At 68.0% G+C, this 24828-nt stretch carries 28 protein-coding genes and 1 pseudogene; 19 read left to right on the top strand and 10 right to left on the bottom strand.

The window, feature by feature from the left end; translation table 11 throughout:
- The 4 genes from IC63_RS12105 to IC63_RS12090 all read left to right on the top strand — a co-directional run.
- Nucleotides 1–1179, top strand: a 1179-nt coding sequence (locus IC63_RS12105) for a M16 family metallopeptidase (protein WP_036720741.1), incomplete at its 5' end; no start/stop codon positions are given.
- A complete protein-coding gene (locus IC63_RS12100; protein WP_036720739.1) occupies nt 1179–1760 on the top strand; it encodes a GNAT family N-acetyltransferase in 582 nt (193 codons plus the stop codon). The genes IC63_RS12105 and IC63_RS12100, both read left to right, overlap by 1 nt.
- Nucleotides 1761–1810: 50 nt before the next feature.
- Nucleotides 1811–3208: an FAD-binding oxidoreductase gene (locus IC63_RS12095; RefSeq protein ID WP_036720737.1), complete on the top strand. Its 1398-nt coding sequence runs from the start codon at nt 1811–1813 to the stop codon at nt 3206–3208.
- A gap of 94 nt (nt 3209–3302) precedes the next feature.
- Nucleotides 3303–3722 carry a PACE efflux transporter gene (locus IC63_RS12090; RefSeq protein WP_036720734.1) on the top strand — a complete coding sequence of 140 codons (420 nt, stop codon included), beginning with the start codon at nt 3303–3305 and terminating at the stop codon, nt 3720–3722.
- 8 nt (nt 3723–3730) lie between these two features.
- On the opposite strand, the gene IC63_RS12085 is transcribed toward IC63_RS12090, so the two are convergent.
- Nucleotides 3731–4270 carry an adenine phosphoribosyltransferase gene (locus IC63_RS12085; RefSeq protein WP_036720733.1) on the bottom strand — a complete coding sequence of 180 codons (540 nt, stop codon included), beginning with the start codon at nt 4268–4270 and terminating at the stop codon, nt 3731–3733.
- Nucleotides 4267–4863, bottom strand: a complete 597-nt coding sequence (locus tag IC63_RS12080; RefSeq protein ID WP_036720732.1) for a flavin reductase family protein — start codon at nt 4861–4863, stop codon at nt 4267–4269. Before IC63_RS12080 ends, IC63_RS12085 begins: the two co-directional genes overlap by 4 nt.
- A gap of 188 nt (nt 4864–5051) precedes the next feature.
- Between IC63_RS12080 and IC63_RS12075 the strand changes: the two are divergent.
- Nucleotides 5052–5528 (top strand): annotated as a pseudogene (locus IC63_RS12075) (GNAT family N-acetyltransferase); the annotation flags it as partial.
- 94 nt (nt 5529–5622) lie between these two features.
- Nucleotides 5623–6453 carry an EcsC family protein gene (locus IC63_RS12070; RefSeq protein ID WP_036720730.1) on the top strand — a complete coding sequence of 277 codons (831 nt, stop codon included), beginning with the start codon at nt 5623–5625 and terminating at the stop codon, nt 6451–6453.
- A gap of 59 nt (nt 6454–6512) precedes the next feature.
- Here IC63_RS12070 and IC63_RS12065 read toward each other — a convergent pair whose 3' ends face one another.
- Entirely contained in the window at nt 6513–8027 is a 1515-nt protein-coding gene (locus IC63_RS12065; protein ID WP_036720728.1) for an ATP-dependent DNA helicase, read from the bottom strand.
- A gap of 93 nt (nt 8028–8120) precedes the next feature.
- Nucleotides 8121–8327 (bottom strand): cold-shock protein, encoded by a 207-nt coding sequence (locus IC63_RS12060; protein ID WP_036720726.1) that lies wholly within the window; start codon nt 8325–8327, stop codon nt 8121–8123.
- 235 nt (nt 8328–8562) lie between these two features.
- Here IC63_RS12060 and IC63_RS12055 point away from each other — a divergent pair, with 235 nt between their 5' ends.
- Together IC63_RS12055 and IC63_RS12050 are read left to right on the top strand one after the other, a co-directional pair.
- Nucleotides 8563–9246 (top strand): BglII/BstYI family type II restriction endonuclease, encoded by a 684-nt coding sequence (locus IC63_RS12055; RefSeq protein ID WP_084115804.1) that lies wholly within the window; start codon nt 8563–8565, stop codon nt 9244–9246.
- Nucleotides 9233–9865: an MT-A70 family methyltransferase gene (locus IC63_RS12050; RefSeq protein ID WP_036720723.1), complete on the top strand. Its 633-nt coding sequence runs from the start codon at nt 9233–9235 to the stop codon at nt 9863–9865. The genes IC63_RS12055 and IC63_RS12050 overlap by 14 nt, the downstream gene beginning before the upstream one ends.
- A 3-nt stretch (nt 9866–9868) precedes the next feature.
- On the opposite strand, the gene IC63_RS12045 is transcribed toward IC63_RS12050, so the two are convergent.
- Nucleotides 9869–10753: a transposase gene (locus tag IC63_RS12045; protein WP_036720721.1), complete on the bottom strand. Its 885-nt coding sequence runs from the start codon at nt 10751–10753 to the stop codon at nt 9869–9871.
- Between the two features lie 1465 nt (nt 10754–12218).
- Complete coding sequence (gene ccrA / locus IC63_RS12040) at nt 12219–13514, bottom strand: crotonyl-CoA carboxylase/reductase (RefSeq protein ID WP_036720750.1); 1296 nt, start codon at nt 13512–13514, stop codon at nt 12219–12221.
- A 568-nt stretch (nt 13515–14082) separates the two neighbouring features.
- Between ccrA and IC63_RS12035 the strand changes: the two genes are divergently transcribed.
- Nucleotides 14083–16041 (top strand): protein meaA, encoded by a 1959-nt coding sequence (locus IC63_RS12035; RefSeq protein WP_036720719.1) that lies wholly within the window; start codon nt 14083–14085, stop codon nt 16039–16041.
- 71 nt (nt 16042–16112) lie between these two features.
- Here the strand turns inward: IC63_RS12035 and IC63_RS12030 are convergent, their stop codons facing one another.
- Both IC63_RS12030 and IC63_RS12025 read right to left on the bottom strand, forming a co-directional pair.
- The gene (locus tag IC63_RS12030; protein WP_036720716.1) at nt 16113–16532 is read right to left on the bottom strand and encodes a cupin domain-containing protein; all 420 of its coding nucleotides are present in this window, start codon (nt 16530–16532) and stop codon (nt 16113–16115) included.
- Between the two features lie 58 nt (nt 16533–16590).
- Nucleotides 16591–17208 (bottom strand): peroxidase-related enzyme, encoded by a 618-nt coding sequence (locus IC63_RS12025; protein WP_232222599.1) that lies wholly within the window; start codon nt 17206–17208, stop codon nt 16591–16593.
- A 242-nt stretch (nt 17209–17450) separates the two neighbouring features.
- Between IC63_RS12025 and ffh the strand changes: the two genes are divergently transcribed.
- The 10 genes from ffh to rpmE all read left to right on the top strand — a co-directional run bounded on the left by ffh (nt 17451) and on the right by rpmE (nt 23582).
- A complete protein-coding gene (gene ffh / locus IC63_RS12020; RefSeq protein ID WP_036720714.1) occupies nt 17451–18947 on the top strand; it encodes a signal recognition particle protein in 1497 nt (498 codons plus the stop codon).
- Nucleotides 18947–19471 carry a GNAT family N-acetyltransferase gene (locus tag IC63_RS12015; protein ID WP_036720712.1) on the top strand — a complete coding sequence of 175 codons (525 nt, stop codon included), beginning with the start codon at nt 18947–18949 and terminating at the stop codon, nt 19469–19471. The genes ffh and IC63_RS12015 overlap by 1 nt, the downstream gene beginning before the upstream one ends.
- Complete coding sequence (locus tag IC63_RS12010) at nt 19468–20085, top strand: GNAT family N-acetyltransferase (protein WP_084115800.1); 618 nt, start codon at nt 19468–19470, stop codon at nt 20083–20085. Before IC63_RS12015 ends, IC63_RS12010 begins: the two co-directional genes overlap by 4 nt.
- Nucleotides 20078–20419 (top strand): chorismate mutase, encoded by a 342-nt coding sequence (locus IC63_RS12005; protein ID WP_052042193.1) that lies wholly within the window; start codon nt 20078–20080, stop codon nt 20417–20419. Before IC63_RS12010 ends, IC63_RS12005 begins: the two co-directional genes overlap by 8 nt.
- 26 nt (nt 20420–20445) lie before the next feature.
- A complete protein-coding gene (rpsP, locus tag IC63_RS12000) occupies nt 20446–20895 on the top strand; it encodes a 30S ribosomal protein S16 (protein WP_036720710.1) in 450 nt (149 codons plus the stop codon).
- Nucleotides 20896–21054: 159 nt separating this feature from the next.
- The gene (gene rimM, locus IC63_RS11995; protein ID WP_036720708.1) at nt 21055–21552 is read left to right on the top strand and encodes a ribosome maturation factor RimM; all 498 of its coding nucleotides are present in this window, start codon (nt 21055–21057) and stop codon (nt 21550–21552) included.
- A complete protein-coding gene (locus IC63_RS11990; protein WP_036720707.1) occupies nt 21549–22094 on the top strand; it encodes a hypothetical protein in 546 nt (181 codons plus the stop codon). The genes rimM and IC63_RS11990 overlap by 4 nt, the downstream gene beginning before the upstream one ends.
- Nucleotides 22091–22975 (top strand): tRNA (guanosine(37)-N1)-methyltransferase TrmD, encoded by an 885-nt coding sequence (gene trmD / locus IC63_RS11985; RefSeq protein ID WP_084115798.1) that lies wholly within the window; start codon nt 22091–22093, stop codon nt 22973–22975. Before IC63_RS11990 ends, trmD begins: the two co-directional genes overlap by 4 nt.
- Nucleotides 22959–23351, top strand: coding sequence for a 50S ribosomal protein L19 (gene rplS / locus IC63_RS11980; protein WP_036720704.1), 393 nt, complete (start codon nt 22959–22961; stop codon nt 23349–23351). Before trmD ends, rplS begins: the two co-directional genes overlap by 17 nt.
- A 9-nt stretch (nt 23352–23360) precedes the next feature.
- The gene (gene rpmE / locus IC63_RS11975) at nt 23361–23582 is read left to right on the top strand and encodes a 50S ribosomal protein L31 (protein WP_036720702.1); all 222 of its coding nucleotides are present in this window, start codon (nt 23361–23363) and stop codon (nt 23580–23582) included.
- A gap of 70 nt (nt 23583–23652) precedes the next feature.
- On the opposite strand, the gene IC63_RS11970 is transcribed toward rpmE, so the two are convergent.
- Both IC63_RS11970 and IC63_RS11965 read right to left on the bottom strand, forming a co-directional pair.
- On the bottom strand, nt 23653–23868 hold the full coding sequence (locus IC63_RS11970) for a hypothetical protein (RefSeq protein ID WP_036720700.1): 216 nt from the start codon (nt 23866–23868) through the stop codon (nt 23653–23655).
- 86 nt (nt 23869–23954) lie between these two features.
- On the bottom strand, nt 23955–24828 hold an 874-nt coding region (locus tag IC63_RS11965; protein ID WP_036720699.1), incomplete at its 5' end, for an MBL fold metallo-hydrolase.

The raw sequence follows: 24828 nt of genomic DNA, 5'->3' as shown, positions 1-24828 counted from the left end.
GTCTGGGTCGGGGCAGGGGGCCGGGACGAGCGGGCCGACCAGAACGGCATCGCGCATTTCCTGGAACACATGGCCTTCAAGGGCACGGCGTGGCGCAGCGCGCTGCAGATCGCCGAGGCGATCGAGGACGTGGGCGGCTACATCAACGCCTACACCTCGCGCGACACCACCGCCTATTACGCGCGCGTGCTGGCCGGCGACGTGCCGCTGGCGCTGGACGTGATCGGTGACATCGTCCTGAACCCGGCCTTCGACGGGCGCGAGATCGAGGTCGAGCGCGGCGTGATCCTGCAGGAAATCGGGCAGGCGCTGGACACGCCCGACGACGTGATCTTCGACTGGCTGCAAGAGGCCGCCTATCCCGACCAGGCGATGGGCCGCACCATCCTCGGCCCGGCCGAGCGGGTGTCGGGGTTTTCCCGCGCCGATCTGTCGGGCTTCGTGGCCGAGCATTACGGCCCCGGCCAGATGATCGTGGCCGCCGCGGGCGCCGTCGATCACGATGCGCTGGTGCGCCAGGCCGAGGACCTGTTCGGGCATCTGTCGCCGCTGGTCGGGACGGGGCGCGAGCCCGCCCGCTGGCAGGGGTCGGAGGCGCGCCGGGTCAAGCGGCTGGAACAGGCGCATTTCGCGCTGGCCTTCGAGGGACCGGGCTATCTGTCGCCCGACTTCTATGCCGCGCAGATCTGGACCTCGGCGCTGGGCGGCGGCATGTCCTCGCGGCTGTTCCAGAAGATCCGCGAGGAACGCGGCCTGTGCTACACGATCTTTGCGCAGTCGGGATTCCATGACGATACCGGCATGGTGACGATCTATGCCGGCACCTCGGGCGATCAGCTTGGCGATCTGGCGCATCTCACCGTGGACGAGATCCGACGCTCGGCCGACGACCTGTCCGAAGCCGAGGTCGCGCGCGCCAAGACCCAGCTCAAGGCCGGGCTGCTGATGGGGCTGGAAAGCCCCTCGGGGCAGGCGGAACGCATCGCCCGCGCGCTGGCGATCTGGGGCCGCGTCCCCGAGGCCGAGGAGGTCGCGGCCCGCATCGACGCGGTGACCGCCGCCGACGTGCGCGACCATGCCGCGCGGATGATCGCCGCGGCGCAGCCGGCGCTGGCGCTGTATGGCCCGGTCCGCAAGGCGCCCGCGCGCGAGGCGCTGGCCGGACGACTCGCCGCCTGATGTTCCTGCGCCGCTCTGCCCTGCGGCTGGACACCGAGCGCATGGTGCTGCGCCTTCCCGCGCATCAGGATTTCGCGGCCTGGACAGGGCTGCGGGCCGAAAGCCGCGACTTCCTGACCCCGTGGGAGCCGATCTGGCACGCCGACCACCTGTCGCGGAAGTCCTTCACCAACCGCGTCTATTGGGCCGCCCGCGCCAGCCGCGGCGGCACCGCGCTGCCGCTGTTCCTCGTGCGCCGTGACGGGGTTCTGCTGGGGGCGGTGACGCTGGACAACATCCGCCGCGGGCCGGCGCAGATGGGGACGCTGGGATATTGGATCGGCGCCCCCTTCGCGCGCCAGGGCTACATGCGCGAGGCGCTGGCCGCCGTGGTGGCCCATGCCTTCGGCCCGATGGATCTGTCGCGGCTCGAGGCCGCCTGCCTGCCCGAGAACGCCGCCAGCCGCGGGGTGCTGGAAAAATCCGGCTTCAAGTATGAGGGCGTCGCGCAGTCCTATCTGCAGATCAACGGGCGCTGGCGGAATCACGTCCAGTATTCCAACCTGCGCCATGACCGGCGTGGGCGGACCGAGGTGCGGTGACGCCGGACCGGGGCGCTGCCCCGGACCCCGGGATATTTGGACAAAGAAGAATGCCGCTGAATCCTGCCGATGACCGTCTTGCGAGCCAGTTGCCGGAGGGCGTGCTGCGGCCGGTCGAGGACCGCTATCTGGACGAGCCGCGCGGGCGCTATCTGGGGCAGGGCGGGCTGGTCGCTGCACCGCGCTCGGTCGAGGAGGTGGCGGCGGTCGTGCGGGCCTGCGCGGCGGCGCGGGTGGCGATCGTGCCGCGCGGAGGCGGGACGGGGCTGGTCGGCGGCTCGGTGATGCCCGAGGGGCCGGCGCCGCTGATCCTGTCGCTGGAGCGCATGGCCCGCATCCGCGACGTCCGGCCCGACGAGGATGTGCTGGTCGCCGAGGCTGGCATGACGCTCGCCGCCGTACAGGACGCCGCGCGCGCCGCCGGGCGGATGTTCCCGTTGGCGCTGGCCAGTCAGGGGACGGCGCAGCTGGGCGGCGTGCTGGGCGCCAACGCCGGCGGGACCGCCGTGCTGCGCTGGGGCAATGCCCGCGCGCTGTGCCTGGGGATCGAGGCGGTCCTTCCCGACGGGTCGATCCTGCGCGACCTCAAGCGGCTGCGGAAGGACAACACCGGCTATGACCTGCGCGACCTGCTGATCGGCGCCGAGGGCACGCTGGGGATCATCACCGCCGCGAGCCTGCGGATGGCGCCGGTCCCCGCGGGCCTGGCGACCGCGATGCTGGCCGTGCCCGGCCCGGCCGAGGCGCTGGCGCTGCTGGCGCTGGCGCAGGGGCGGTTCGCGGGCTGCGTCACGGCGTTCGAGCTGATCTCGGGCGTGGGGCTCGATTTCCTGGCCGAGGTGCTGCCGGCGATCCGCCAGCCGCTGCCCGGCGCGCCGTGGTCGGTGCTGCTGGAGCTGTCGCTGCCCCAGGGGCTGGCCCCCGACGCGGCGCTGGAGGGGCTGCTGGAAGAGGCGATGGCGGCCGGGCTGGTCACTGACGGTGCGCTCGCCCGGTCGGGCGCGCAGGCGGCCGAGTTCTGGTCGCTGCGCGAGCATCTGCCCGAGGCGAACCGGCGGATCGGCTCGGTTTCCAGCCACGACATCAGCCTGCCGCTGTCGGAAATCCCGCGGTTTCTGGACGATGCGGGGGCGATGCTGGCCGCGATGGGCGACATGCGGATCAACTGCTTCGGGCATCTGGGCGACGGCAATCTGCATTACAACGTCTTCCCCGCCCGCGGCCGGCGGCGCGAGGACTACGACGACCGCCGCGCTGCGATTCAGGAAGCCGTGCACCAGATGGTGGTGGACCGCGCGGGATCGTTTTCGGCCGAGCACGGGGTCGGGCGGCTCAAGACCGCCGATCTGGCGCGCTGGGGCGATCCGGCGCGGCTGGCGGCGATGCGGGCGATCAAGGCGGCGCTGGACCCGCTGGGGATCATGAACCCCGGCGCCGTGCTGGCTTGATCCCGGGCCCCGCGCGGCCTATCCGGGGGGCGAAAGGACGACCTTTCCCCATCAAGGGCAGCACTCGGGACGGCCCGCCAGCAGAGCCTTTCCGATGCGCAGCACAGCCGACCGTATCCGCCACGCGATCCTGTTCGAAATCGTCGGCCTGGTCTTCCTCATCGGCGGCGGCTGGCTGATCACCGGGTTCGACCTGCACGCCCTGGGGGTCGTCGGGGTGGTCTCGTCGGTCGTGGCGACGGTCTGGAACTATCTCTACAACCTCGGCTTCGACCATGCGATGCGGCGGCTGCGCGGCTCGGTGGTCAAGACCCACCCGATCCGCGCCGTGCATGCCGTGCTGTTCGAGGCCGGGCTGCTGGTCATCCTGCTGCCCTTCGTCGCCTGGGTCCTGGACGTCTCGCTGTGGCAGGCGTTCCTGTTCGATGTCGGCGTGGCGGTGTTCTATGTCGTCTACGGCTACCTGTTCAACTGGGCCTATGATCGGCTGTTCCCGCTGCCGCACACGGCCTAGCGTGCGCGCTAATGCCCGTCGAACTCGGTCAGCGCGTGAACCTCGACGCCGGCCGCCTCGACCACCCGGCGGCCGCCCAGTTCCGGCAGGTCGATGACGAAGGCCGCGCCCACGACCTCGGCGCCCAGACGGCGGCACAGGTCGATGGCCGCCCGCGCCGTGCCGCCGGTAGCCAGCAGGTCGTCAACGATCAGAACCCGCTCGCCGGGGTTCAGCGCGTCGTCGTGGATCTCCATCACCGCCTCGCCGTATTCCAGCTGATAGGCCTGGCTGATGACTGCGCCGGGCAGCTTGCCCTTCTTGCGGATCGGCACGAAGCCGGTGGTCAGCTGATGCGCCACCGCGCCGCCAAGGATGAAGCCCCGCGCCTCCAGCCCCACGACCTTGTCGATCGGCACCCCCGCATAGGGCGACAGCAGCTGGTCCACCGCCATGCGGAACCCGCGCGCATCCGCGAACAGCGTCGTCACGTCGCGGAACACGATCCCCTCATGCGGGAAATCGACGATGCTGCGGATATAGTCCTTGACGGTCTTTGCCGGCTTCATGCGGGGCGGTCCATCTCGAACGTCTCGGTGACGATGCAGTAATCCTTGTGGCCCAGCCGCGCGAGCCACCCCGAGGGCGGGCGGAACACGCCCGAGGCCACGCAGTCGTCGCGCAGATGGATGCCGGTGACGACCCCCAGCACCAGGTGGTTCGCCTCGCCTGCCTGCCGGATGATCCGGGTCGCGCGGCATTCCAGCGAGGCCGCTGCCTCGGCCACCCGCGCGCAGTCGATGGTCTCGCACGGCACCGCCGTGACGCGGGCGAGGTCGAATTCGCTGACCCCCGCCGGTTGCGCCGAGGTCGAGGCGTTCATCGCCTCGCGCAGCGCCCCGTCGGCGATGTTGACGCAGAACACCCGGCTCTCGGCGATCTGCGCCACCGTGTCCTTGGTCCCCGGCCGGTCCCGCTTCTGCCCGGTCGAGGCGAACATCACCTGCGGCGGCACATAAGCGGTGGCGTTGAAGAAGGAATACGGCGCGAGGTTGTCCCCCAGCCGGCCGCGGGTCGAGATCCAGCCGATCGGGCGCGGCGCGACGATGGCGTTCCACGGGTTGTGCGGCAGGCCGTGGCCGGATTCGGGGCGATAGAACATCGGCTTGGCTCCGTGTTGGGTCCGTGTTGGATCCGTGTCGCGTCCGGGCATCCTGCCCGCGCGGCCCGCCCGCCGCAACCGCCCGCCGCAACCGCCCGCGCACCCGCACGCGCACACGGCGATTTGCCGTTCAAACCGGCGCCAGCCGATGCTAAGCGCGCCCTCACCGCGCGCTGCGAGACGCCCCGATGTATGACCTTTGCCCCGAAACCGATGCCGACACGCCCGAGGTCGAGGCGCTGCTGGACCTGTGCTTTGCGCCCGGCCGCACGGCGCTGTCGTCCTATCGGCTGCGCGACGGGGTGCCACCGGTGCCGGAGCTGTGCCTGACTTTGCGCAGCGGCGACACGCTGGTCGCCGCGATCCGCTATTGGCCGGTGCGGGTGGGCGGGCGGTCGGTGCTGCTGCTGGGGCCGGTCGCCGTCCACCCGACCGCGCAGGGCGAGGGGCTGGGGGGACTGTTGATGCGCGAAAGCCTGTCGCGGGCGCGGGCGATGGGCTGGGCGCGGGTGATGCTGGTCGGCGACGCGCCCTATTATTCGCGCTTCGGCTTTGTCCGGCTGGAGGGCGTCGAGATGCCGCCGCCCACCAACCCCGACCGGGTGCTGGGGCTGGAACTTCGGCCCGGCGCATGGGTTGATGTCCGCGGCGCGGTCACGCGCGAGACCCGGCCCGACGTGCTGGCCGGGCTTGCCGAGATCGAGGACAGCCCGGAACTGCGTTCGGCCTGCGCGCAGGTCGAGATGCCAGAGGACAGACATGCCAGACCCCAAGAACTCGCAATCCCGGATCACGCCGCGCCAGGCCATCCTGCCGCCGATCGATGACCCCTCGGTCCATCTGCAGATCGACCGGCTGGCGCGGCGCTACCTGGCGGCCAGCGGGCTGGGGATGGAGATCCTGGCGACCATCGGCGGCAGCGCGCAGGGGCTGATCGAGCGGCTGCCGCGCTTTGTCCGGTCTCGGCTGGACGGGCTGACGCTGGCGGCGCTGAACCGTGCCTTTGCGGCCGCGACGCGCACCCGACGCTATGTCCGTGACCGCGGCGACTGGTTCAACCGGCTCGCCTCGACCGTGTCGGGGGCCGCGGGCGGTGTCGCGGGGCTGCCGGGCGCGATGATCGAACTGCCGGTGACGGTGACGATGCTGCTGCGCGCGATCCTGGACATCGCCGAGGAACACGGGCTGGACCCGGACTCGGACGAGGTGCGGATCGAGGCGCTGCGGGTCTTTGCCGCCGCCGGGCCGATGTCCGAGGATGACGGCACCGACCTGGGCCTGCTGGCCGCGAAGCTGTCGATCACCGGCCAGACCGTGCAGGGCATCATCGCCCGGATCGCGCCGCGCCTCGCCGCCGTGCTGGGGCAGAAGCTGGCGGCCCAGGCGACGCCGGTCTTCGGGGCGCTGGCCGGGGCTTCGATCAACTATACCTTCGCGCGCTATTACCAGGAAATCGCGCGGGTGCATTTCGGGGTGCTGCGGCTGTCGCAGGAAACCGGACTGCCGCGCGAGGCGCTAACCGAGGCGCTGCGGCTGCGCATCGAGCAGTTGCACAACGACCGGATCGAGCGGCGGGTGCGGAAGGTCTGAAGGGGGGCTTTGCCCCCGTCCCTGCGGGACTCCCCCAGGATATTTTCGCAAAGAAGAACTCAGGATTCTTCGAGGGTGAGCGGGGCGGATTCGGCGGGCAGGTCGTCGATCGAGAGCGCGCCCTGGGGGCGGGCGAGCCGCGCTTTCGTGACCCAGAGCAGGCGGTCCTGCGCGCGGGTGATCGCCACATAGGCGAGGCGTTTCCACAGCGGCAGCCCGGCCTCGGTCCGGTTCGACCAGGCGGCGGCGGACAGGTCGGGGGCAAAGACCTGCACGTCGGGCCATTGCGACCCCTGCGCCTTGTGGATCGTGACCGCCGCGCCATGCAGGAAGGTGGCGCCCATGCGGGCGGCAAAGGGGATGAAGGGTTCCTCGACGTCCGGCGTCTCGATCTTGACGATGCTGGCCGCCGACAGCCGCGGTTCCGGCGCGCCGATGACGTGCAGCCGGGAAAAGCCGGGTTTGCGGCCCGGTCCCAGATAGACCACCTGCGCGCCCTTGATGAGGCCGCGCGCCTCGAGGTCGATGCGCTTCTTGCGGTGCTTCAGCGGCAGCTCGATGCCGTCGCAGATCAGCGGCTCTCCGGGCAGCAGCGCGTCGCCGGGGGCGCCGTGGGCGGCGCGGAAGGCCGAGATCAGCCGCACCCGCGTGGCGTTGCGCCAGACCAGCACCGGGCTGCGCGCCATCAGGTCGCTTTCGACGCGCTCGGCCCAGATCACGCGCGGGTCGCGGGCGGCGGCGTCGCGGACCAGCCGCTCGAAGGCCGCGAAGTCGACGCCCGGATCGCCCAGTGCGTGGGCGAGGTCCAGGATCGGGCTGTCGTCGGCCTGCCGGTGGATGCGGTGCAGTTCCAGCTTTTGCGGCGCGGCGAGACGGTCGAAGACCATCTCGCCCGACTGCCCGACGGGGGCCAACTGCGCCGGGTCGCCGAACAGCACCAGCACCGGAAAGATCTCGCGCAGGTCGTCGAACTGGCGCTCGTCCAGCATCGAGGATTCGTCCACGAAGCCGATGTCCAGCGCATCCTCGCGCCGCTTCCACCCTTGGATGAAGTCCGACCCGCGCAGCCCCGCCGCCGCCAGCGCGCCGGGGATCGAGCCGTGTTGCTGATAGAACGCCAGCGCCCGGTCCAGCGCGGCGTCGGTCAGCCCCTCGATCGCGGGACGCTCGCCATTGCCGGCCAGCCAGTCGGCGAGCCGTTCGTAGTCGGGGTCATAGACCGGGGTATAGAGGATGCGGTGGATCGTCGTCGCGGGCACCCCCCGGGTGCGCAGCACGAAGGCCGCCTTGTTGGTCGGCGCCAGCACCGCGACAGTGCGCGCGTCCTTGCGGCGGCGGCCCTCGTAATCGCCGCTGACCACCTGCGCGCCCGCCGCGATCAGGGCGCGGGTCAGTTCGGCCAGCAGCAGCGTCTTGCCCGATCCGGCCTTGCCCAGCACCGCCATGACCCGGCCCTTGCCCTCGGTCGGGGGGCTGAGTTCCTCGGCCACCAGGTCCACGCCGGAGGCAGCCAGCATCTGGGCCAGCGCATCCCAGGCGTCGGCCTGATCGGGGGAAAGGACGGGAAGGGTCATGCCGTCCCTTAGCGGGCGAGGCGGGGCAAGCCAACCGCCCATGAAAAAGGCGCCCCGCAGGGCGCCTTGTCCGGTGTCGCGATAAGGCCCGGTTCAGGCCAGCGACAGGTTCGTCGCCGATTCACGGCCGTCGCGGCCGGTTTCCAGATCGTAGGTGACCGCGGTCCCGTCGGGGAGATCACGGATGCCCGCACGCTCCAGCGCCGAGATGTGCAGGAACACGTCGCGGTTGCCGCCCTCAGGGGCGATGAAGCCGAAGCCCTTGGTGTTGTTGAACCATTTCACGGTGCCCTTGGCCATCGTGATATTCCTTCTGATAAGCCGTCCGCGGAATGCGACGGTCCGGTAGGCGACAGTTCGATGGTTGCAGACTGCAGCCGGTAGCGGAGACAGAAGGCAGCAAGAAAAGCGAATACCGGACCCACATACTCCGGATCGTCCCCGCGCGCAAGGGGCGGGGACGAGATGGTAGTGGGTCAGTTTGAAATTAGAGACAGTTGGTTGCGCCTCCCAAGACTTCCTGAGCAGATGAGGCATGGTTACGCTCCATCTGATTCCGTCGGACATTACTGACGCCTATGAGGTGCACGAGTGGCGCAACGCTGCCGGAGTCGTCTCCACCGCACACCCGAACGAGTGGGCCGATGTGCTGGCCGTCCTGCGAGATTTCGAGTTCCGCAAGAGCGAGGTGCTGACGGGCGGCGGGCGGAAAAGCGTTATTGCGGGCCGGATCGACAGCTTCCTGGAGGCCAGAGGGTGGGAAGAGCGAAAGTTTGAGACGCGCATCCGAGTGGATGCTGCGGAGCGAGACACCCCCACACACAAGGTTGACTGCTTCAAGGGGCGAGTTGGCCTGGAGATTGAGTGGAACAACAAAGACCCGTTTTTTGATCGGGACCTGAACAATTTCCGCCTTCTGTTCGACCTTCGAGTCATTGACGTGGGGATCATCATCACCCGCGCGAGCAACCTTCAATCTCTCTTCAAGTCGCTAGGGAAGAAGGTCGCCGACAAATACGGCGCATCAACAACCCACATGGACAAGCTCTTCCCAAGGATCGAGGGCGGCGGGGGTGGAGGCTGCCCCATCCTGGCATTCGGCATCACGCGAACTAAGTATATAGAAGATGTCTCAACCCCGGTGCTGGATCTTCTGAGCGGCAGCGGCGATGAGGGGAACGACAGCGACAACGGGGCAGACGACGATGACGGCAAGTGACGACCTGCGGGCTCTGGCCAACGGCCGTAGGTTCGCCACTATCTTAGCGGACCCGCCTTGGCGTTTTCAGAACAGCACAGGGAAGGTCGCGCCAGAACACCGCCGTCTGAGCCGTTACGGAACCATGTCCCTGCCCGAAATCTGCGCCCTTCCCGTGGCAGATGTCGCGGCCGAGACGGCCCACCTCTACCTTTGGATCCCCAATGCCATGCTGCCCGATGGGCTTGACGTCATGAAAGCATGGGGCTTCACTTACAAGTCCAACATCGTCTGGCACAAGGTGCGCAAAGACGGTGGCTCGGACGGACGCGGGGTCGGGTTTTACTTCCGCAATGTGACGGAGCTTTTGCTGTTCGGCATTCGGGGGAAAGACGCCCGCACGCTGGCCCCTGGGCGGAGCCAAGTCAACTTCGTCGCCAGCCGCAAGCGCGAACACTCGCGCAAGCCGGACGAGATTTTCCCGATCATTGAAGCGTGCTCACCTGGGCCACGTCTTGAGCTATTTTCGCGCGGCACCCGAAAGGGTTGGGCTGTATGGGGCAATCAAGCTGATGAGAGCTATACCCCGTCATGGCCGACCTACGCCAACCATAGCGGCACTTCGCTCCAAGCCGAATAAGCCTCACTTCTCCCGCTTCTTGTAGGGTCCGCGCTTCTTTGGCGGTTCCTCTGCCGCCTCCACCAGCGCCACGATGTCCTCAATTTCCCACGGGCGGGTTGTCAGGCCGGCGGCCATCGCAGGGGGCATCCTGAGCGTCTTGTGGGTGCGGACGAAGTTGTAGTGCATGAAATGGAGCGCCACAGCGTAGAGGTGGTTCTCGGCCTTCTTGGAGAAGGCGTTGGTGAGCCGGGTAAAGCGGCGCATCTGCATCCGCATCGTAAGGTTCTGCCGCTCGACATGAGATGTGCTGACCTTTGCCATGTCAGGCTTTCCAAATACAGGCTCCTTGATGATACCGGAGAACTGAGCGGGGGAATACGTGCGCTCGTGGCCCTTAGCGCCCGTAGGTTCACCAAAGAGTTTGATGAGCCGGGCGTAATCCACGTCAGCCGCGAAGGCGTCGCCCACGGCTTTGAGGTAGGCACCAAAGCCGTCCGTGGTGAGTTGGACCCGATTTGCCAGACGGTCGGCCAAGTCAAACATGAAGTCCCGCGCCGTTTCCGCGTCGCGGTCGCCCACAGTATAGGAGACAATGAGCTTGCTGTCGGGGTCGAGCGCAGTCCAAGTCCATACGTCGCCCGCGTCCTCTGGCGCAGCCTTGGCGGTCGGAACGTTCTTTTCCTTCGCGTAGCAGAAGGCCCAAATCTCGTCACACTGGATACGCGTGGCGGCAACACCCCGCACGTGTTCGTCATGGTAAGCCAAGCAGGCCCGGCCCGCGTCCTCAAGCAGCTTTGTCACCGTGTTCTTGCTCGTGTCAGTAAGGCGGCACGTAGCACGGATGCTGTTTCCCTCCACAAGGCAGCGGAGGATCATGGCGCGGGTCTTGGTGTCGAGCTTGTTCATGCTCTGAACCTAATTCATACTGACCAACAGTCAAGCATAATCTGTCAGTATGACCAAAAAAGGGCGACAGTTTCCTGCCACCCAAGTTGATTACGTAGAGCCTCGTGAGCCGCTATCGCCTAGCCAAGAAGCGCGGGATCAATGCCAAGTCAGGTCAGCGGCTGCGCCAGTGGGCGCAGACATGCTCGACCCGGCCAAAGCGAACGCGTTCATACGCGTTCACAAAGACACCAGCCTTCATGCCCGTCTCCTTTTCGGAAGAGGGTTTCGCTTGATGCGGGCCGGGATTTGTGAGATAGTCCAACTGTTGAGGAGGGACTTTCACGGGCTCCGGCCCGCGCTGATCTCCACCTATTTTGGGAAGCCAGGCCTTCGGGTCTGGCTTTTCCGTTTAAGGTCTTCCGCGCCGGGTGGCTGTCAGCGCGAAAGACCCCGATTTCTTCTCATCGTTAGGTTCCGTCAGTTTGTTGGTGGGACTCTCCCACGCCACATACGTAACCGATTGACGGACGCGGCGCAAGCAATTACATTAACGGAATACAGTCCGATGGGTTCGGATGCGCGCGTGAAGGGGCAGGTATGGATATAGCATCGCGCTTGCGGGCAGAGCGCCAAGGTCTTCTGGACCGCGTGGGTGAGATTGACCGGCTTCTGCGCCAGTATGACGAGTTGGAGCGCGCAGCCGCACAATTTTTAACGGCTGCTGTGGCAGCCCCAGCGGAGCCACACTTACACCGACCAGCAGGCAGTGATGCGGCGTCGGACGCATCTACCGCCTCTCCAGCTGATATCAAAAGGGCAAAAACGCCTATAAATGAGTTTGAGCAAGCAGTCCTTGACGTGCTCCGCGAAGCTGATGCTCCGATGGATCGTGTGGCCCTGTATGATGCTTTGACGGCACGGGGGATCGTGATTGGCGATGGAGATAGGGATAAGGAGCTAAATGCCTTATCCGCACGGGTGTATAGGATGGCCCAAGCGGGCAATGTTGTCGGGGGGCGAGGGCAAGGATATCGGCTGAGTGACGCGCACTCGGATGAAGGTGGCTCTGAGGAAGGCGCCGATCATCACTCGGAACAAGATCCCAGCGGCGCGATGGAGACTGATGATTCCGAGAGTGAGGTGCTTGTGTAAGTGGGCGATGGGGCTGCCTAGTCCGTCCACCGTGCACGCGCGGCTTTCGCCGCAATCTCGCTACGCTCAGATGGAGAGAGCTTTTCAGCTCTCGCCTTGCCACCTTTCAAGCCACCCTTGCGCTGCCCGGACGTGTCAGGCTCATGCTCCACGTTCTCTCCCGTCGCCAAGTCCACAATGAGCTTGGCAAGCTGGTTGGTGTCGCGGGGGCGTTTGGGTCTGTCGGTCATGCCTTCAAGATAGGACGCGCCGAGCCGCGAAGCAAACCCAGGCTCATGCGAGCCTGAACTTTCAGATTTCAAACTGACCCACTACCGACGAGATGGTTGCCTCAGCGACGGTTGGGGGCGTGGTCCAGCACGTCCTCGACCGTCCTGAGGCCGGTCACGGGGGCCTGCACCAGCACCGCCATGTTCCCCGGCTTGTGCTGGTTCTTGTACATCTTCATGTGCGCATCGGGGATTTCCGCCCAGGGGAAGACCTCGGACATGCAGGGGTCCAGCCGGCGTTCCAGCATCAGCTTGTTGGCCGCCGCCGCCTGCTTCAGATGCGCGAAATGCGAGCCCTGCAGGCGCTTCTGGTGCATCCACATGTAGCGGACGTCGAAGGTGCAGTTGAAGCCGGTGGTGCCGGCGCAGATCACCACCATGCCGCCCTTCTTGCAGACGAAGGTGCTGACCGGGAAGGTCGCCTCGCCGGGGTGTTCAAAGACGATGTCGACATTGTTGCCCTTGCCGGTGATGTCCCAGATCGCCTTGCCGAACTTGCGGACCTCGTTGAACCACTGCTTGTATTCCTCGGACCCGACCTTGGGCAGCGGACCCCAGCAGTTGAAATCCTTGCGGTTCAGCACGCCCTTGGCGCCAAGGCCCATGACGAAGTCGCGCTTGTCCTCTTCCGAGATCACGCCGATGGCGTTGCCGCCCGCCGCGTTGATCAGCTGGATCGCGTAGGACCCAAGGCCCCCCGAGGCGCCCCAGACCAGCACGTTCATGCCGGGCTTCAGCTCGTGCGGCTCATGCCCGAACAGCATCCGGTAGGCGGTGGCCAGCGTCAGCGTGTAGCAGGCCGATTCCTCCCAGGTCAGGTGGCGCGGGCGCGGCATCAGCTGCTGGGCCTGGACGCGGGTGAACTGCGCGAACGATCCGTCCGGCGTCTCGTAGCCCCAGATGCGCTGGGTCGGCGAATACATCGGGTCGCCGCCGTTGCATTCCTCGTCGTCGCCGTCATCCTGGTTGCAGTGGATCACGACCTCGTCGCCGACCTTCCAGGTCTTGACCTTGGCACCGACCTTCCAGACGATCCCCGAGGCGTCCGACCCGGCGATGTGATAGGGCGCCTTGTGGCCGTCGAAAGGGCTGATCGGCTGGCCGAGACCGGCCCAGATTCCGTTATAGTTGACGCCCGCGGCCATCACGAGCACCAGCACCTCGTGGCTGTCGATCTCGGGCGTGTCCACGACTTCCAGCTGCATGGCGACGTTGGGTTCGCCGTGGCGTTCGCGGCGGATCGCCCAAGCGTGCATCTGCTTGGGGACATGGCCGAGGGGCGGCATTTCGCCGATCTCGTACAGGTCCTTTACGGGCGCGTCATAGGGGGCGATCGGGGTCGGGGCGTCGAGGGCCATCGGCATTTTTCCTTGCAATCATGCCGCAACGCAGAATCGCGGCGCTCCTGCCGGCAGAGCTAATGGCCCGCGCGCAACATTGCAACAGAGGAACGGGTCGCGGACGCAACAATATGACGCAAGGTTCCGCTATATGCCCCGCCGGGCTGTCCGTAACGACGCGCTGCGGCATTTTCGCGCCGCCGCGCCACGCCGGCGGAACGCCGGACACGGAACGCGCCCCCGCGGCCGGCCCTGTGGGGGCCTCTGCCCCGCGACACACCAGCTTGTGCCGCCAATGCTTGATCGCGGTCCCCAGTTTGGTCGACAGCGAGGCGAACCGACCCCCGATCAGCTGATTCGCCTCGGCGGCCTTGCCGGCGACGGCCAGGCCCAGCGCGTCGGCCGCGGTTTCGTGGAACTGGCGGCCGGCGTCCCTGCGCCCTTGCCCCGCCGCTGCAACACCCCCGGTTTAACGCCGGTCAAAGCGCCTTCGAAAACCGTCATGCCGCAGCGCGGCGAATTGACGGCGCAGCAATCTGTCGGTTAGCTGGCGCGGACCGAAAGAATCTTGCGAAGGCGTCCGATCATGGCGACCAAGGACAAACCCTGGCTGTTCCGCACCTATGCCGGCCACTCCACGGCCGCCAAGTCGAACGAGCTGTACCGCACCAACCTGGCCAAAGGGCAGACCGGCCTGTCGGTGGCGTTCGACCTGCCCACCCAGACCGGCTATGACAGCGATCACGTGCTGGCCCGCGGCGAGGTCGGCAAGGTCGGCGTCCCGGTCTGTCACCTGGGCGACATGCGGGCGCTGTTCGACCAGATCCCGCTGGACCAGATGAACACCTCGATGACGATCAACGCCACGGCGCCGTGGCTGCTGTCACTGTATATCGCCGTCGCCGAAGAACAGGGCGCCGACATCGCGGCCCTGCAAGGGACGGTGCAGAACGACATCATCAAGGAATACCTGTCGCGCGGCACCTATATCTGCCCGCCCAAGCCCTCGCTGCGGATGATCACCGACGTCGCGGCCTATACGGCGGACCACCTGCCCAAGTGGAACCCGATGAACGTCTGTTCCTACCACCTGCAAGAGGCGGGGGCCACGCCGGAACAGGAACTCGCCTATGCGCTCGCGACCGGGATCGCGGTGCTGGACGACCTCAAGGGCAAGGTCGCGCCCGAGGATTTCCCGGCGATGGTCGGGCGGATCAGCTTCTTCGTGAACGCCGGCATCCGCTTCGTCACCGAGCTCTGCAAGATGCGCGCCTTCACCGAGCTGTGGGACGAGATCACCCGCGACCGCTACGGCATCGAGGACGAGAAATACCGCCGCTTCCGCTATGGGGTGCAGGTGAACAGCCTCGGCCTGACCGAGCAGCAGCCGGAAAACAACGTCTATCGCATCCTGATCGAGATGCTGGCCGTGACGCTCAGCAAGAACGCCCGCGCCCGCGCCGTGCAGCTACCGGCGTGGAACGAGGCGCTGGGCTTGCCGCGCCCCTGGGACCAGCAATGGTCGCTCAGGATGCAGCAGATCATGGCCTACGAGACCGACCTGCTGGAATTCGGCGACCTCTTCGACGGGAACCCGGCGGTGGCCGCCAAGGTCGAGGCGCTGAAGGACGGCGCCCGGGCCGAGCTGAAGCTGCTGGACGAGATGGGCGGCGCGATCGCCGCCATCGACTACATGAAGTCGCAGCTGGTCAGCTCGAACGCCGCGCGGCTGAACCGGATCGAGGATAACGAGACCGTCGTCGTCGGCGTGAACCGCTGGCAGCAGGGCGAGCCCTCGCCGCTGACCGCGGGCGACGGTGGGATCATGGTCGTCGATCCGGCGGTCGAGGCCGACCAGATCGCCCGGCTGAACGACTGGCGCGCCAGCCGCGACAACCCGGCGGTGCAGGCCGCGCTGGCGCAGCTGCGCGAGGATGCGGCGGCCGGGCGCAACATCATGCCGGCCTCGATCGCCGCCGCCAAGGCCGGGGCCACGACCGGCGAATGGGCCGGGGTCATGCGCCAGGTCCACGGCGAATATCGCGGCCCGACCGGCGTCTCGCCCAGCCCGTCGAACCGCACCGAGGGGCTGGAGCCGATCCGCGAGGCCGTCGACGCGGTCAGCGCCAAGCTCGGTCGGCGGATGAAGTTCGTGGTCGGCAAGCCAGGGCTGGACGGCCATTCCAACGGCGCCGAGCAGATCGCTTTCCGCGCCCGCGACTGCGGCATGGACATCACCTATGACGGCATCCGCCTGACCCCGGCCGAGATCGTTGCGGCCGTCCGCGACGAAGAGGCCCATGTCGTCGGCCTCTCGATCCTGTCCGGCAGCCATCTGCCGCTGGTCGAGGACGTGATGACCCGGATGCGCGAGGAGGGGCTTGGCCATGTCCCGGTGATCGTCGGCGGGATCATCCCCGACGAGGACGCCCGGCTGCTGCGGGCGATGGGTGTGACGCGCGTCTACACCCCCAAGGATTTCGAGCTGAACCGGATCATGATGGATCTGGTGGCGCTGGTCGATCCGCAGGACAAGGCGGCCTGAACCCGGCCCGCGCGCTCCGTGCCGGCCCTCTCGAGGCGGCATGGTGCGCAGGGGCAAACCCCGGGCGGGGATCAATGTTCGTTCGGGTCCGCCTCGGCATCGGCCTGGGTCTTGTGGACCGTGCCGTGCTTGTGGTCGGGCGGGCCATACAGCGCGTAAAGCTGCATCGGCTCGTCCCCGATATTGGTGACGTTGTGCCAGGTGCCGGCGGGGACGAGGATCACCCAGTCATCCTCGACCTGGCGGTCATAGGTCAGCTGGTCCTTGGAAGGGCCCATCTGGACCCGGCCCTTGCCTTTCTCGATCCGCAGGAACTGGTCGTTGTCGGGATGGACCTCCAGCCCGATGTCGCCGCCGACCGGGATCGACATCAGGGTCAGCTGCAGATGCTTGCCGGTCCAGCGGGTGGTGCGGAAATTGGTGTTGGCCTTGGTGTCGTCCTCGATGTTGATCGTGAACGGCTCGGGGCCATAATCCTTCGTGTCGGTCATCGGACATCTCCCTCTGTTGCCGGGACGGAACGGTCTCGCCGCCGGTGCCGTTCCTGCGTCATCCGGGCGCGCCGGCCGCACGCGGCTCGCGGGGCAGCCGGCCGAGCAGATAGAACTCCTCGTTCGGCGGGATCTCGGCCATGTTCACCAGCCGGTTCGACATCCCGAAGAAGGCGGCGATGGCGCCGATGTCCCAGATCTCGTCGGGGGTGAAGCCCGCCTCGGCCATGTCCAGGTGGTCGCTTTCGGTGATGTTGTCGGCGTCCATCGCCACCAGCTCGGCGAATTGCAGCATCGCCCAGTGGCGCTCGGACAGGGGCGCCTTGCGCCAGTTGATCGCCAGCTGGTCGGCGATCAACGGGTCCTTCGCCCGGATCCGCAGGATGGCACCATGAGCGACCACGCAATACTGGCAGCGGTTCAGCCCGCTGGTCGCCACCACGATCATCTCGCGCTCGGCCTTGCTGAGCCCCTCGTCCTTGTCCATCAGCGCGTCGTGATAGGCAAAGAAGGCGCGGAACTCGGCCGGGCGATGGGCCAGCGCCAGAAAGATGTTCGGGACGAACCCCGATTTCTCCTGCACGGCGCGGATCATCTCCTGCATGTCGGGGGGCAGGCTGCGCAGGTTGGGGACGGTGAAGCGGCTGACCGGCGGGGCCATCATCGGTCCGTTCATGGGCATTCTCCTTTGGGCAAATATCCCGGGGGAGGCCGCAGGCCGGGGGCAGAGCCCCCTCGTCCCGAACCGCCCCGTCCGCCTTGACTCTCGCCCTTCGGTCTGAAATGTCCACCCAGATTCCCGGAAGGTCGTCCTTCCGGTCCCCGATCCGCGGGGATCGCCCCCCGTCAGCGCGGCTGCGCCCACGGGGGCGTCCGGCGTTTGGGGCAAACGGTGTTTGGCTGCTGAAAGGCACGCAGATGTTCGAGAACCTGTCCGACCGCCTTGGCGGTGTCTTCGACCGCCTGACCCGCCAGGGCGCGCTGACCGAGGACGACGTCACCGCCGCCCTGCGCGAGGTGCGCCAGGCGCTGCTGGACGCCGACGTCTCGCTGCCGGTGGTGCGCAGCTTTGTCCGCGGCCTGACCGCCAAGGCCACCGGCGCCGCGGTCACCAAGTCGATCACCCCCGGCCAGCAGGTCGTCAAGATCGTCCATGACGAGCTGATCGCCATGTTGCAGGGCGACGGACCGGCCGACGCGCTGCGCATCGACAACCCGCCGGCGCCGATCCTGATGGTCGGGCTGCAGGGCTCGGGCAAGACCACCACCACCGCCAAGCTGGCCCTGCGCCTCAAGGACCGCGAGAAGAAGCGCGTGCTTATGGCCTCGCTCGACACCAACCGCCCCGCGGCGATGGAGCAGCTGGCGATCCTCGGCACCCAGATCGGCGTCGACACCCTGCCCATCGTCAAGGGCGAGAACGCCGTCCAGATCGCCCGTCGCGCGAAACAGCAGGCGAGCCTTGGTGGCTATGACGTCTACATGCTCGACACCGCCGGCCGGCTGCATATCGACGAAGTCCTGATGGACGAGGTGCAGGCGGTCCGCGACGTGACGAACCCGCGCGAGACGCTGCTGGTCGTTGACGGCCTGACCGGGCAGGACGCCGTCAACGTGGCGACCGAATTCGACGCCAAGGTCGGCGTTTCGGGTGTGGTGCTGACGCGGATGGACGGCGACGGCCGTGGCGGCGCGGCGCTGTCGATGCGCGCCGTCACCGGCAAGCCGATCCGCTTCGTCGGCCTTGGCGAAAAGATGGACGCGCTCGAATCCTTCGACGCCGAACGCATCGCCGGCCGCATCCTCGGCATGGGCGACATCGTGGCGCTGGTCGAAAAGGCGCAACAGACGCTGGAGATCGAGCAGGCCGAGCGCATGATGAAGCGCTTTGCCAAGGGTCTGTTCAACATGAACGACCTGCGCGGCCAGCTGGAACAGATGCAGAAGATGGGCGGCATGGGCTCGATCATGCAGATGATGCCGGGCATGGGGAAGATGGCCAGGCAGGCCGAGGCCGCCGGCATCGACGACAAGATGATCCGCCGCCAGATCGCGCTGATCAACTCGATGACGAAGAAAGAGCGCGCCAACCCCGACCTGCTGCAGGCGAGCCGCAAGAAGCGCATCGCGGCCGGCGCCGGGATGGACGTGGCCGAGCTGAACAAGCTTCTGAAGATGCAGCGCCAGATGGCCGACACGATGAAGAAGGTGTCCAAGATGGGCAAGGGCGCGATGCTGAAACAGGCGATGCGCGCCATGTCGGGCAAGGGCGGCGGGCTGCCGGACCTCGCCGACGTCGATCCGGCCAAGATGGCCGAGGCCACGAAGATGCTGCAGGACCGCGGCGGCCTTGGCGGCCAGCTGGGCGGGATGAACCTGCCCGGCGGGCTCAGCGGGCTGTTCGGGAAGAAGTGATGCCGGTGCTGTCCGTGGACATTCCGGTGCTGGAAACCGAGCGGCTCGTGCTGCGCGAGCCGCGTGCGGACGACATGCCCGCATTCGCCGCCTTCGCGGCCTCGGACCGCGCGCGGTTCGTCGGCGGGGCGGACCCGTCGCCGCACGCGGCATGGGACGGCTTGCGCGGGATGCTCGGCCACTGGCTGCTCCGCGGCTTCGGCTGGTGGACGGCCGAGGACCGCGCGACCGGCGCGACCGCGGGCCGCTTCGGGATCGGCCATCACATCGACTGGCCCGAGCCGGAACTCGGCTGGCACGTCTTTGACGGGTTCGAGGGCCGCGGGCTGGCGCACGAGGCCGCGCTCGCCGTCCGCCGCTGGTGGCGCGGGCAGGGCCATCCGGCGCCGATTTCGCTGATCGACCCCGGCAACACCCGCTCGATTCGCCTGGCCGAACGGCTGGGCGCCCGGCCCGAGCGCGAGATGGTCCTGCGCGGCCAGCCCTGCCTCGTCTATCGCCACCCGGCGGAGGCTGCCGCATGACCATCACCCTCTCCGGCACCCCCGTCATCCACACGAAACGGCTGATCCTGCGCGCGCCCGAGCCGTGGGACTGCGCGCCGTTCTGCGCCTTCATGGCATCGGACCGTGCCCGCTTCGTCGGCGGCACGACCGAGCCGGGACGCGCCTGGCGGGCCTTCGGCGCGATCCTCGGGCACTGGGTCATGCGCGGTTTCGGCCCCTTCACCATCGTCCGCGCCGACGGCCGCACCGGCGCCGAGCGCGCCATCGGCATGGCCGGCCCGTGGTTCCCCGACACCTGGCCCGAACACGAGATCGGCTGGATGTTGTGGGACGACGCCCACGAGGGGCAGGGGCTCGCGGCCGAGGCCGCGGCGGCGGTCTGCGACCATGCCCGCACCCATCTCGGCTGGAAGACCGCGGTCAGCTATATCGACCTCGACAACGCCCGCTCGATCGCGCTGGCCCGGCGGCTGGGCGCGGTCCGCGACCCGGACGCCGCGGTGCCCCCCGCGCATCCCGACGGCGGCGCGCTGGGGGTCTGGCGGCATCCGCTGGGCGCGGTCGCTCCGGCCGGCGCCGCGTCGCAATCGTATGAACGGCATTCGCATGAACGGTGCACGAACGATGCATGAACCCCAGACGAACATCGCCGCTGCGGCAGAGGCCGGCTCTGCCGATCCGGCGACCCGCGCCGCGGCGATACTCGCCGAGCACCGCGCCTCGATCGACCGCCTGGACGCGATCCTCGTCTATACGCTGGCCGAGCGCTTCAAGCACACCCAGTCCGTCGGCCGTCTCAAGGCCGAACACGCCCTTCCGCCGTCCGATCCCGCCCGCGAGGCGGCCCAGATCGAGCGGTTGGAACGCCTCGCGCGCGAGGCCGATCTCGACCCGGAATTCGCGCGCAAATTCCTGAACTTCGTGATCTCGGAGGTCATCCGGCATCACGAGCAATTCCAGAAATAATCACGCCATACCAAGGAGATAACCTCATGGCCATGAAGATCCGGCTCGCCCGCGGCGGCTCGAAGAAGCGCCCGCACTATGCCATCGTCGCGTCCGACTCGCGCATGCCGCGCGACGGCCGCTTCCTGGAAAAGCTGGGTACCTACAACCCGCTGCTGCCCAAGGATTCCGAAGACCGCATCAAGATGGACGTCGAGCGCGTCCAGTACTGGCTGAGCAAGGGCGCCCAGCCCACCGACCGCGTCGCCCGCTTCCTGGAAGCCGCTGGCGCGAAAGAGAAAACCGAGCGCGCCAACCTCAAGAAGGGCGAGCCGGGCAAAGCCGCGAAAGAGCGCGCGCAGAAGCGTCTGGACCGCGAGGAAGCCGCCCGCGCCGCCGCGGAAGAGGCCAAGAACGCCCCCGCCGCCGCCGCCGAGGAAACCTCGGTCGAGGTCGCCGACGAGGCTGCCGCCGACGCCGCCAAGGCCGACGAGTGATCTGTCCGGCCCGCGCCGGGGGACCACCCCGGGGCGCGGGCCGCACAGCAACGGCGCGGGGCGCGCACAGGTCTGCCGCCCGCCCCGCGCCGCTGCGGTTCAAGGGGCCGCAACGACTTGCTTTTCTAGAGCTTTCCCTGAGCACGAGGGGCGTTCGCCATGACCGACAAGACCTGCGTGGGCGCCATCGCCGGGGCCTTCGGCGTCCGCGGCGAGGTGCGGCTCAAGAGCTTCTGCACGACCGCCGAGGACATCGCGACCTACGGGACGCTGACCACCGAGGACGGCACCCGGCGCTTTGCCGTGACCCTGACCCGGCCGGTCAACGGCGGGCTCGGGGCGCGGCTCTCGGGTGTCGAGACCAAGGAACAGGCCGACGCGCTGAAGGGCGTGACCCTCTGGGCCGACCGCGCAGCCCTGCCGGCGCTGGGCGATGACGAGTTCTACCACGCCGACCTGATCGGGCTCGAGGTCGCCGACCCCGGCGGCGCCGTGCTGGGCCGGGTCCGCGCCGTCTACGACCACGGCGCGGGCGACATCCTCGAGGTCGCCGGGCCCGCTGGCGTGCTGCTGATCCCCTTCACTCGCGCCGCCGTCCCCACCATCGACCTTGCCGCCGGGCGCATCGTCGCCGACCCGCCGGGCAGCGACGAATGATGGGCGCGCTGCTGCCCCGGCTGGTGCTGCTGTCGGCCGCGGGCTTCCTCGTCCTGTCCACCCCGCTGCTCGCCGGCCTGGGCGGCGCGGGCGGGTGGAGCGTGGGGCTGTTCGCAGTGATCTTCGCCGCTCGCTACATGTTGACCACCGACCCGGCCGAGTGGGCCAGCCCGGTCGTCCCCGCCATCGCCGCAGGGGTCAACGCGGCCGTCGCGGGGCTGTTGTGGCTGCTCGGCCGCTGGCTCTCCGGCGCGACGGGGTGGGCGCCCGGCTGGGGGGCGCTGCCGCCGATCCTGCTGGCGCTGGCCGGCACGGCGCTGTCGGTGCAGCTGTGGTCCGCGCGCCGGGATGCCGCGCTGAGCGGGATGGTCCGCGACGCCGCGGCGCTGAACGCCGAGGCCGAAGCGCTGGCCCGCGCCACCTCAGGGCCCGATCCCGACCCCGAGGCGCTGGATCGCATCGCCGACCGGCTGAACGACCGCGCCGACGACATCAGGCGCGACGTCACGCACCTCGGCCGCGACGACGAGCCGCCGCTATGACCGATCCCGCGCCCCGTTCTCATGGCCGCGTCACGGTCCGCCCGACCCTGAAGCCGCGCGACCTGATGGAGCCGCCGCAGCTCGCCGGCGCCTGGACCGCCGATGTGATCACCTTGTTTCCCGAGGCGTTTCCCGGCGTCCTGGGGCTGTCGCTGACCGGCAAGGCGCTGGCCGAGGGGCTGTGGAACCTGCGGCCCATCCCCCTGCGCGATCACGGGCTGGGCCGGCACCGCAACGTCGACGACACGCCAGCGGGGGGCGGGGCGGGCATGGTGATCCGCGCCGACGTGCTGGACGCGGCGCTGGCCGAGGCCACCCCCGGCCTGCCGGTCGTCTATCTGTCCCCCCGCGGCGCCCCGCTGACCCAGGCGCGGGCGCGCCAGCTGGCGCAGGAGCCGGGCGTCACGCTGATCTGCGGGCGGTTCGAGGGCATCGACCAGCGCATCCTCGACGCCCGCGGGATCGAGGAGATCAGCATCGGCGACTATGTCCTGACCGGCGGCGAACTGGCCGCTCAGGTCTTGATCGACGCGACGGTTCGCCTTATACCGCGCGTGCTGGGGAATCAGGATTCTCTGGCCGAAGAGTCCTTCTCTCACGGCCTGCTTGAACATCCGCAGTACACGAAGCCCGCCGAATGGGAAGGCCGCAGGATACCGGACGTGCTGTTGTCCGGCAATCACGCGGCCATTTCGCAATGGCGGGTGGACGAGGCCGCAAGGCTGACCAAGGAACGCCGCCCCGATCTGTGGCGGGCATACGAGCAGGCTCAGGCAGCGCGTATGGACCCGGCAAAGGACCGCAGCTCTCGGGCGCATCACACCAATCGCGGGACCGCCGCGAGCCATGACAAGGAACCAAGCGATGAACCTGATCGCTGAACTGGAAGCCGAGCAGATCGCCGCGCTCGGCAAGACCATCCCGGATTTCAAGGCCGGGGACACGGTGCGCGTCGGTTACAAGGTGACCGAAGGCACCCGCACCCGGGTGCAGAACTATGAAGGCGTCGTCATCTCGCGCAAGGGCGGCGAGACGCTGGGCGCGTCCTTCACCGTGCGCAAGATCTCGTTCGGTGAGGGCGTGGAACGGGTGTTCCCGCTGTATTCGACGAACATCGACAAGATCGAGGTCATCCGCCGGGGCCGCGTCCGCCGCGCGAAGCTGTATTACCTGCGCGACCGCCGCGGCAAGTCGGCCCGGATCGCCGAGGTTTCCAACTACAAGCCGAAGGCCGCCAAGGCCGACGCCAACGCGTAAGGTCGTGCCATGAAAGCCGATACTCATCCCGAATACCACATGATCACCGTCAAGATGACGGATGGCACCACGTATCAGACCCGCTCGACCTGGGGCAAAGAGGGCGATACGATGTCTCTGGACATCGACCCGACCTCGCACCCGGCCTGGACTGGCGGCAATGCCAAGCTGATGGACACCGGGGGCCGTGTGTCCCGGTTCAAGAACAAATACGCCGGCCTCGGCTTCTGAGCCGACCTGCCGTCGCAATGCGAAACGCCGCCCGTCGAGGGCGGCGTTTTTTTGTTGGGGCGCGCTGCGGTCAGCCGCGGAAGAACCGGCTGCCGAACCAGCCGCAACCAGGGGAGGGCTCTGGGGCAACGGGGCGGCCGGTCACGCGTCCCTTCGAGGTCAGCAGCGTGACACGCCCGTCCAGGTCAGCCGCGACGATGCGACCCTGGACCGTGCCCCCGCTGCTGAGCGCGACGGCGGCGTGGTCCGAGGCGAGGTGCCTGGCATCCAGACGAGGATAGGTCATGGGGATCCTCCGGGTTAACCTATTTCCTACTAGTAAATAGTAGAATAGAGACCACGGTTCCGTCAAGCTGACAATTTCCTGTCGTCCTAACCTTTCGACGGACGGTCGAAGTAGTTCGCGGGGACCTTGAAATACGACCGCGTGTCGGACTCGGGCGCGGGCAGCCGGCCGCCGCGCAGGTTGACCTGCAGCGCGTGCAGCATCTGCGCGGGCAGGGCGAGCGTCTTGTCGCGGGCCTTGCGCCGGGCCACGAATTCCGGCTTTTGCACGCCGTCCTTGACATGCTCGTTGGTCAACCGCTGTTCGGCGACCGTGGCCATGAAGCGCGGCGGATCGTCCTGGGCGGGATAGTCGTGGCCGACGAACAGCCGGGTGTCGGCCGGCAGCTCGAGGATGGCGCGGATCGAGTCCCACAGCTGCCCCGCATCGCCACCGGGGAAATCCGCCCGGCTGCTGCCCGAGCCGGGCACCATCAGCGTGTCATGCACGAAGGCCGCGTCGCCCGCGATATAGGTGACCGAGGCGAGCGTATGCCCGGGCGACAGCATCACCCGCACCGGGATGGTCCCCACGGTGAACTCGTCTCCATCCGCGAACAGCCGGTCCCACGGCGCGCCGTCCTGCGGCAGCGTGTCGTCGTGATAGATCTCGCGCCACAGCCGCTGCACCTCGGTCACCTTCGCGCCGATGCCGCGCGGCATGCCGCCCAGCTGCTCGGACAGATAGACCGCAGCGGTGAAGTGATCCGCGTGAGGGTGGGTGTCGAGGATCCACGCGACCTCGATCCCCGTGCGGCGGACATGGTCCAGGATGCGGTCGGCGTCCTCGGTCCAGGTCCGGCCCGCCTTGGGACAGAAGTTCCAGACCGGGTCCACGATCGCCCCCTTCATCGTCTCGGGGTCGTGGAAGACATATTGCAGGCTGCCGGTCGGGCGGTCGAAGAAGGATGCGACAATGGGG

It is taken from the genome of Paracoccus sphaerophysae (assembly GCF_000763805.1).
Classification (GTDB): Bacteria; Pseudomonadota; Alphaproteobacteria; order Rhodobacterales; family Rhodobacteraceae; genus Paracoccus; species Paracoccus sphaerophysae.
Note: the sequence above shows the minus strand (reverse complement) of the source record. Positions and strands in the feature narration are given on the sequence as shown.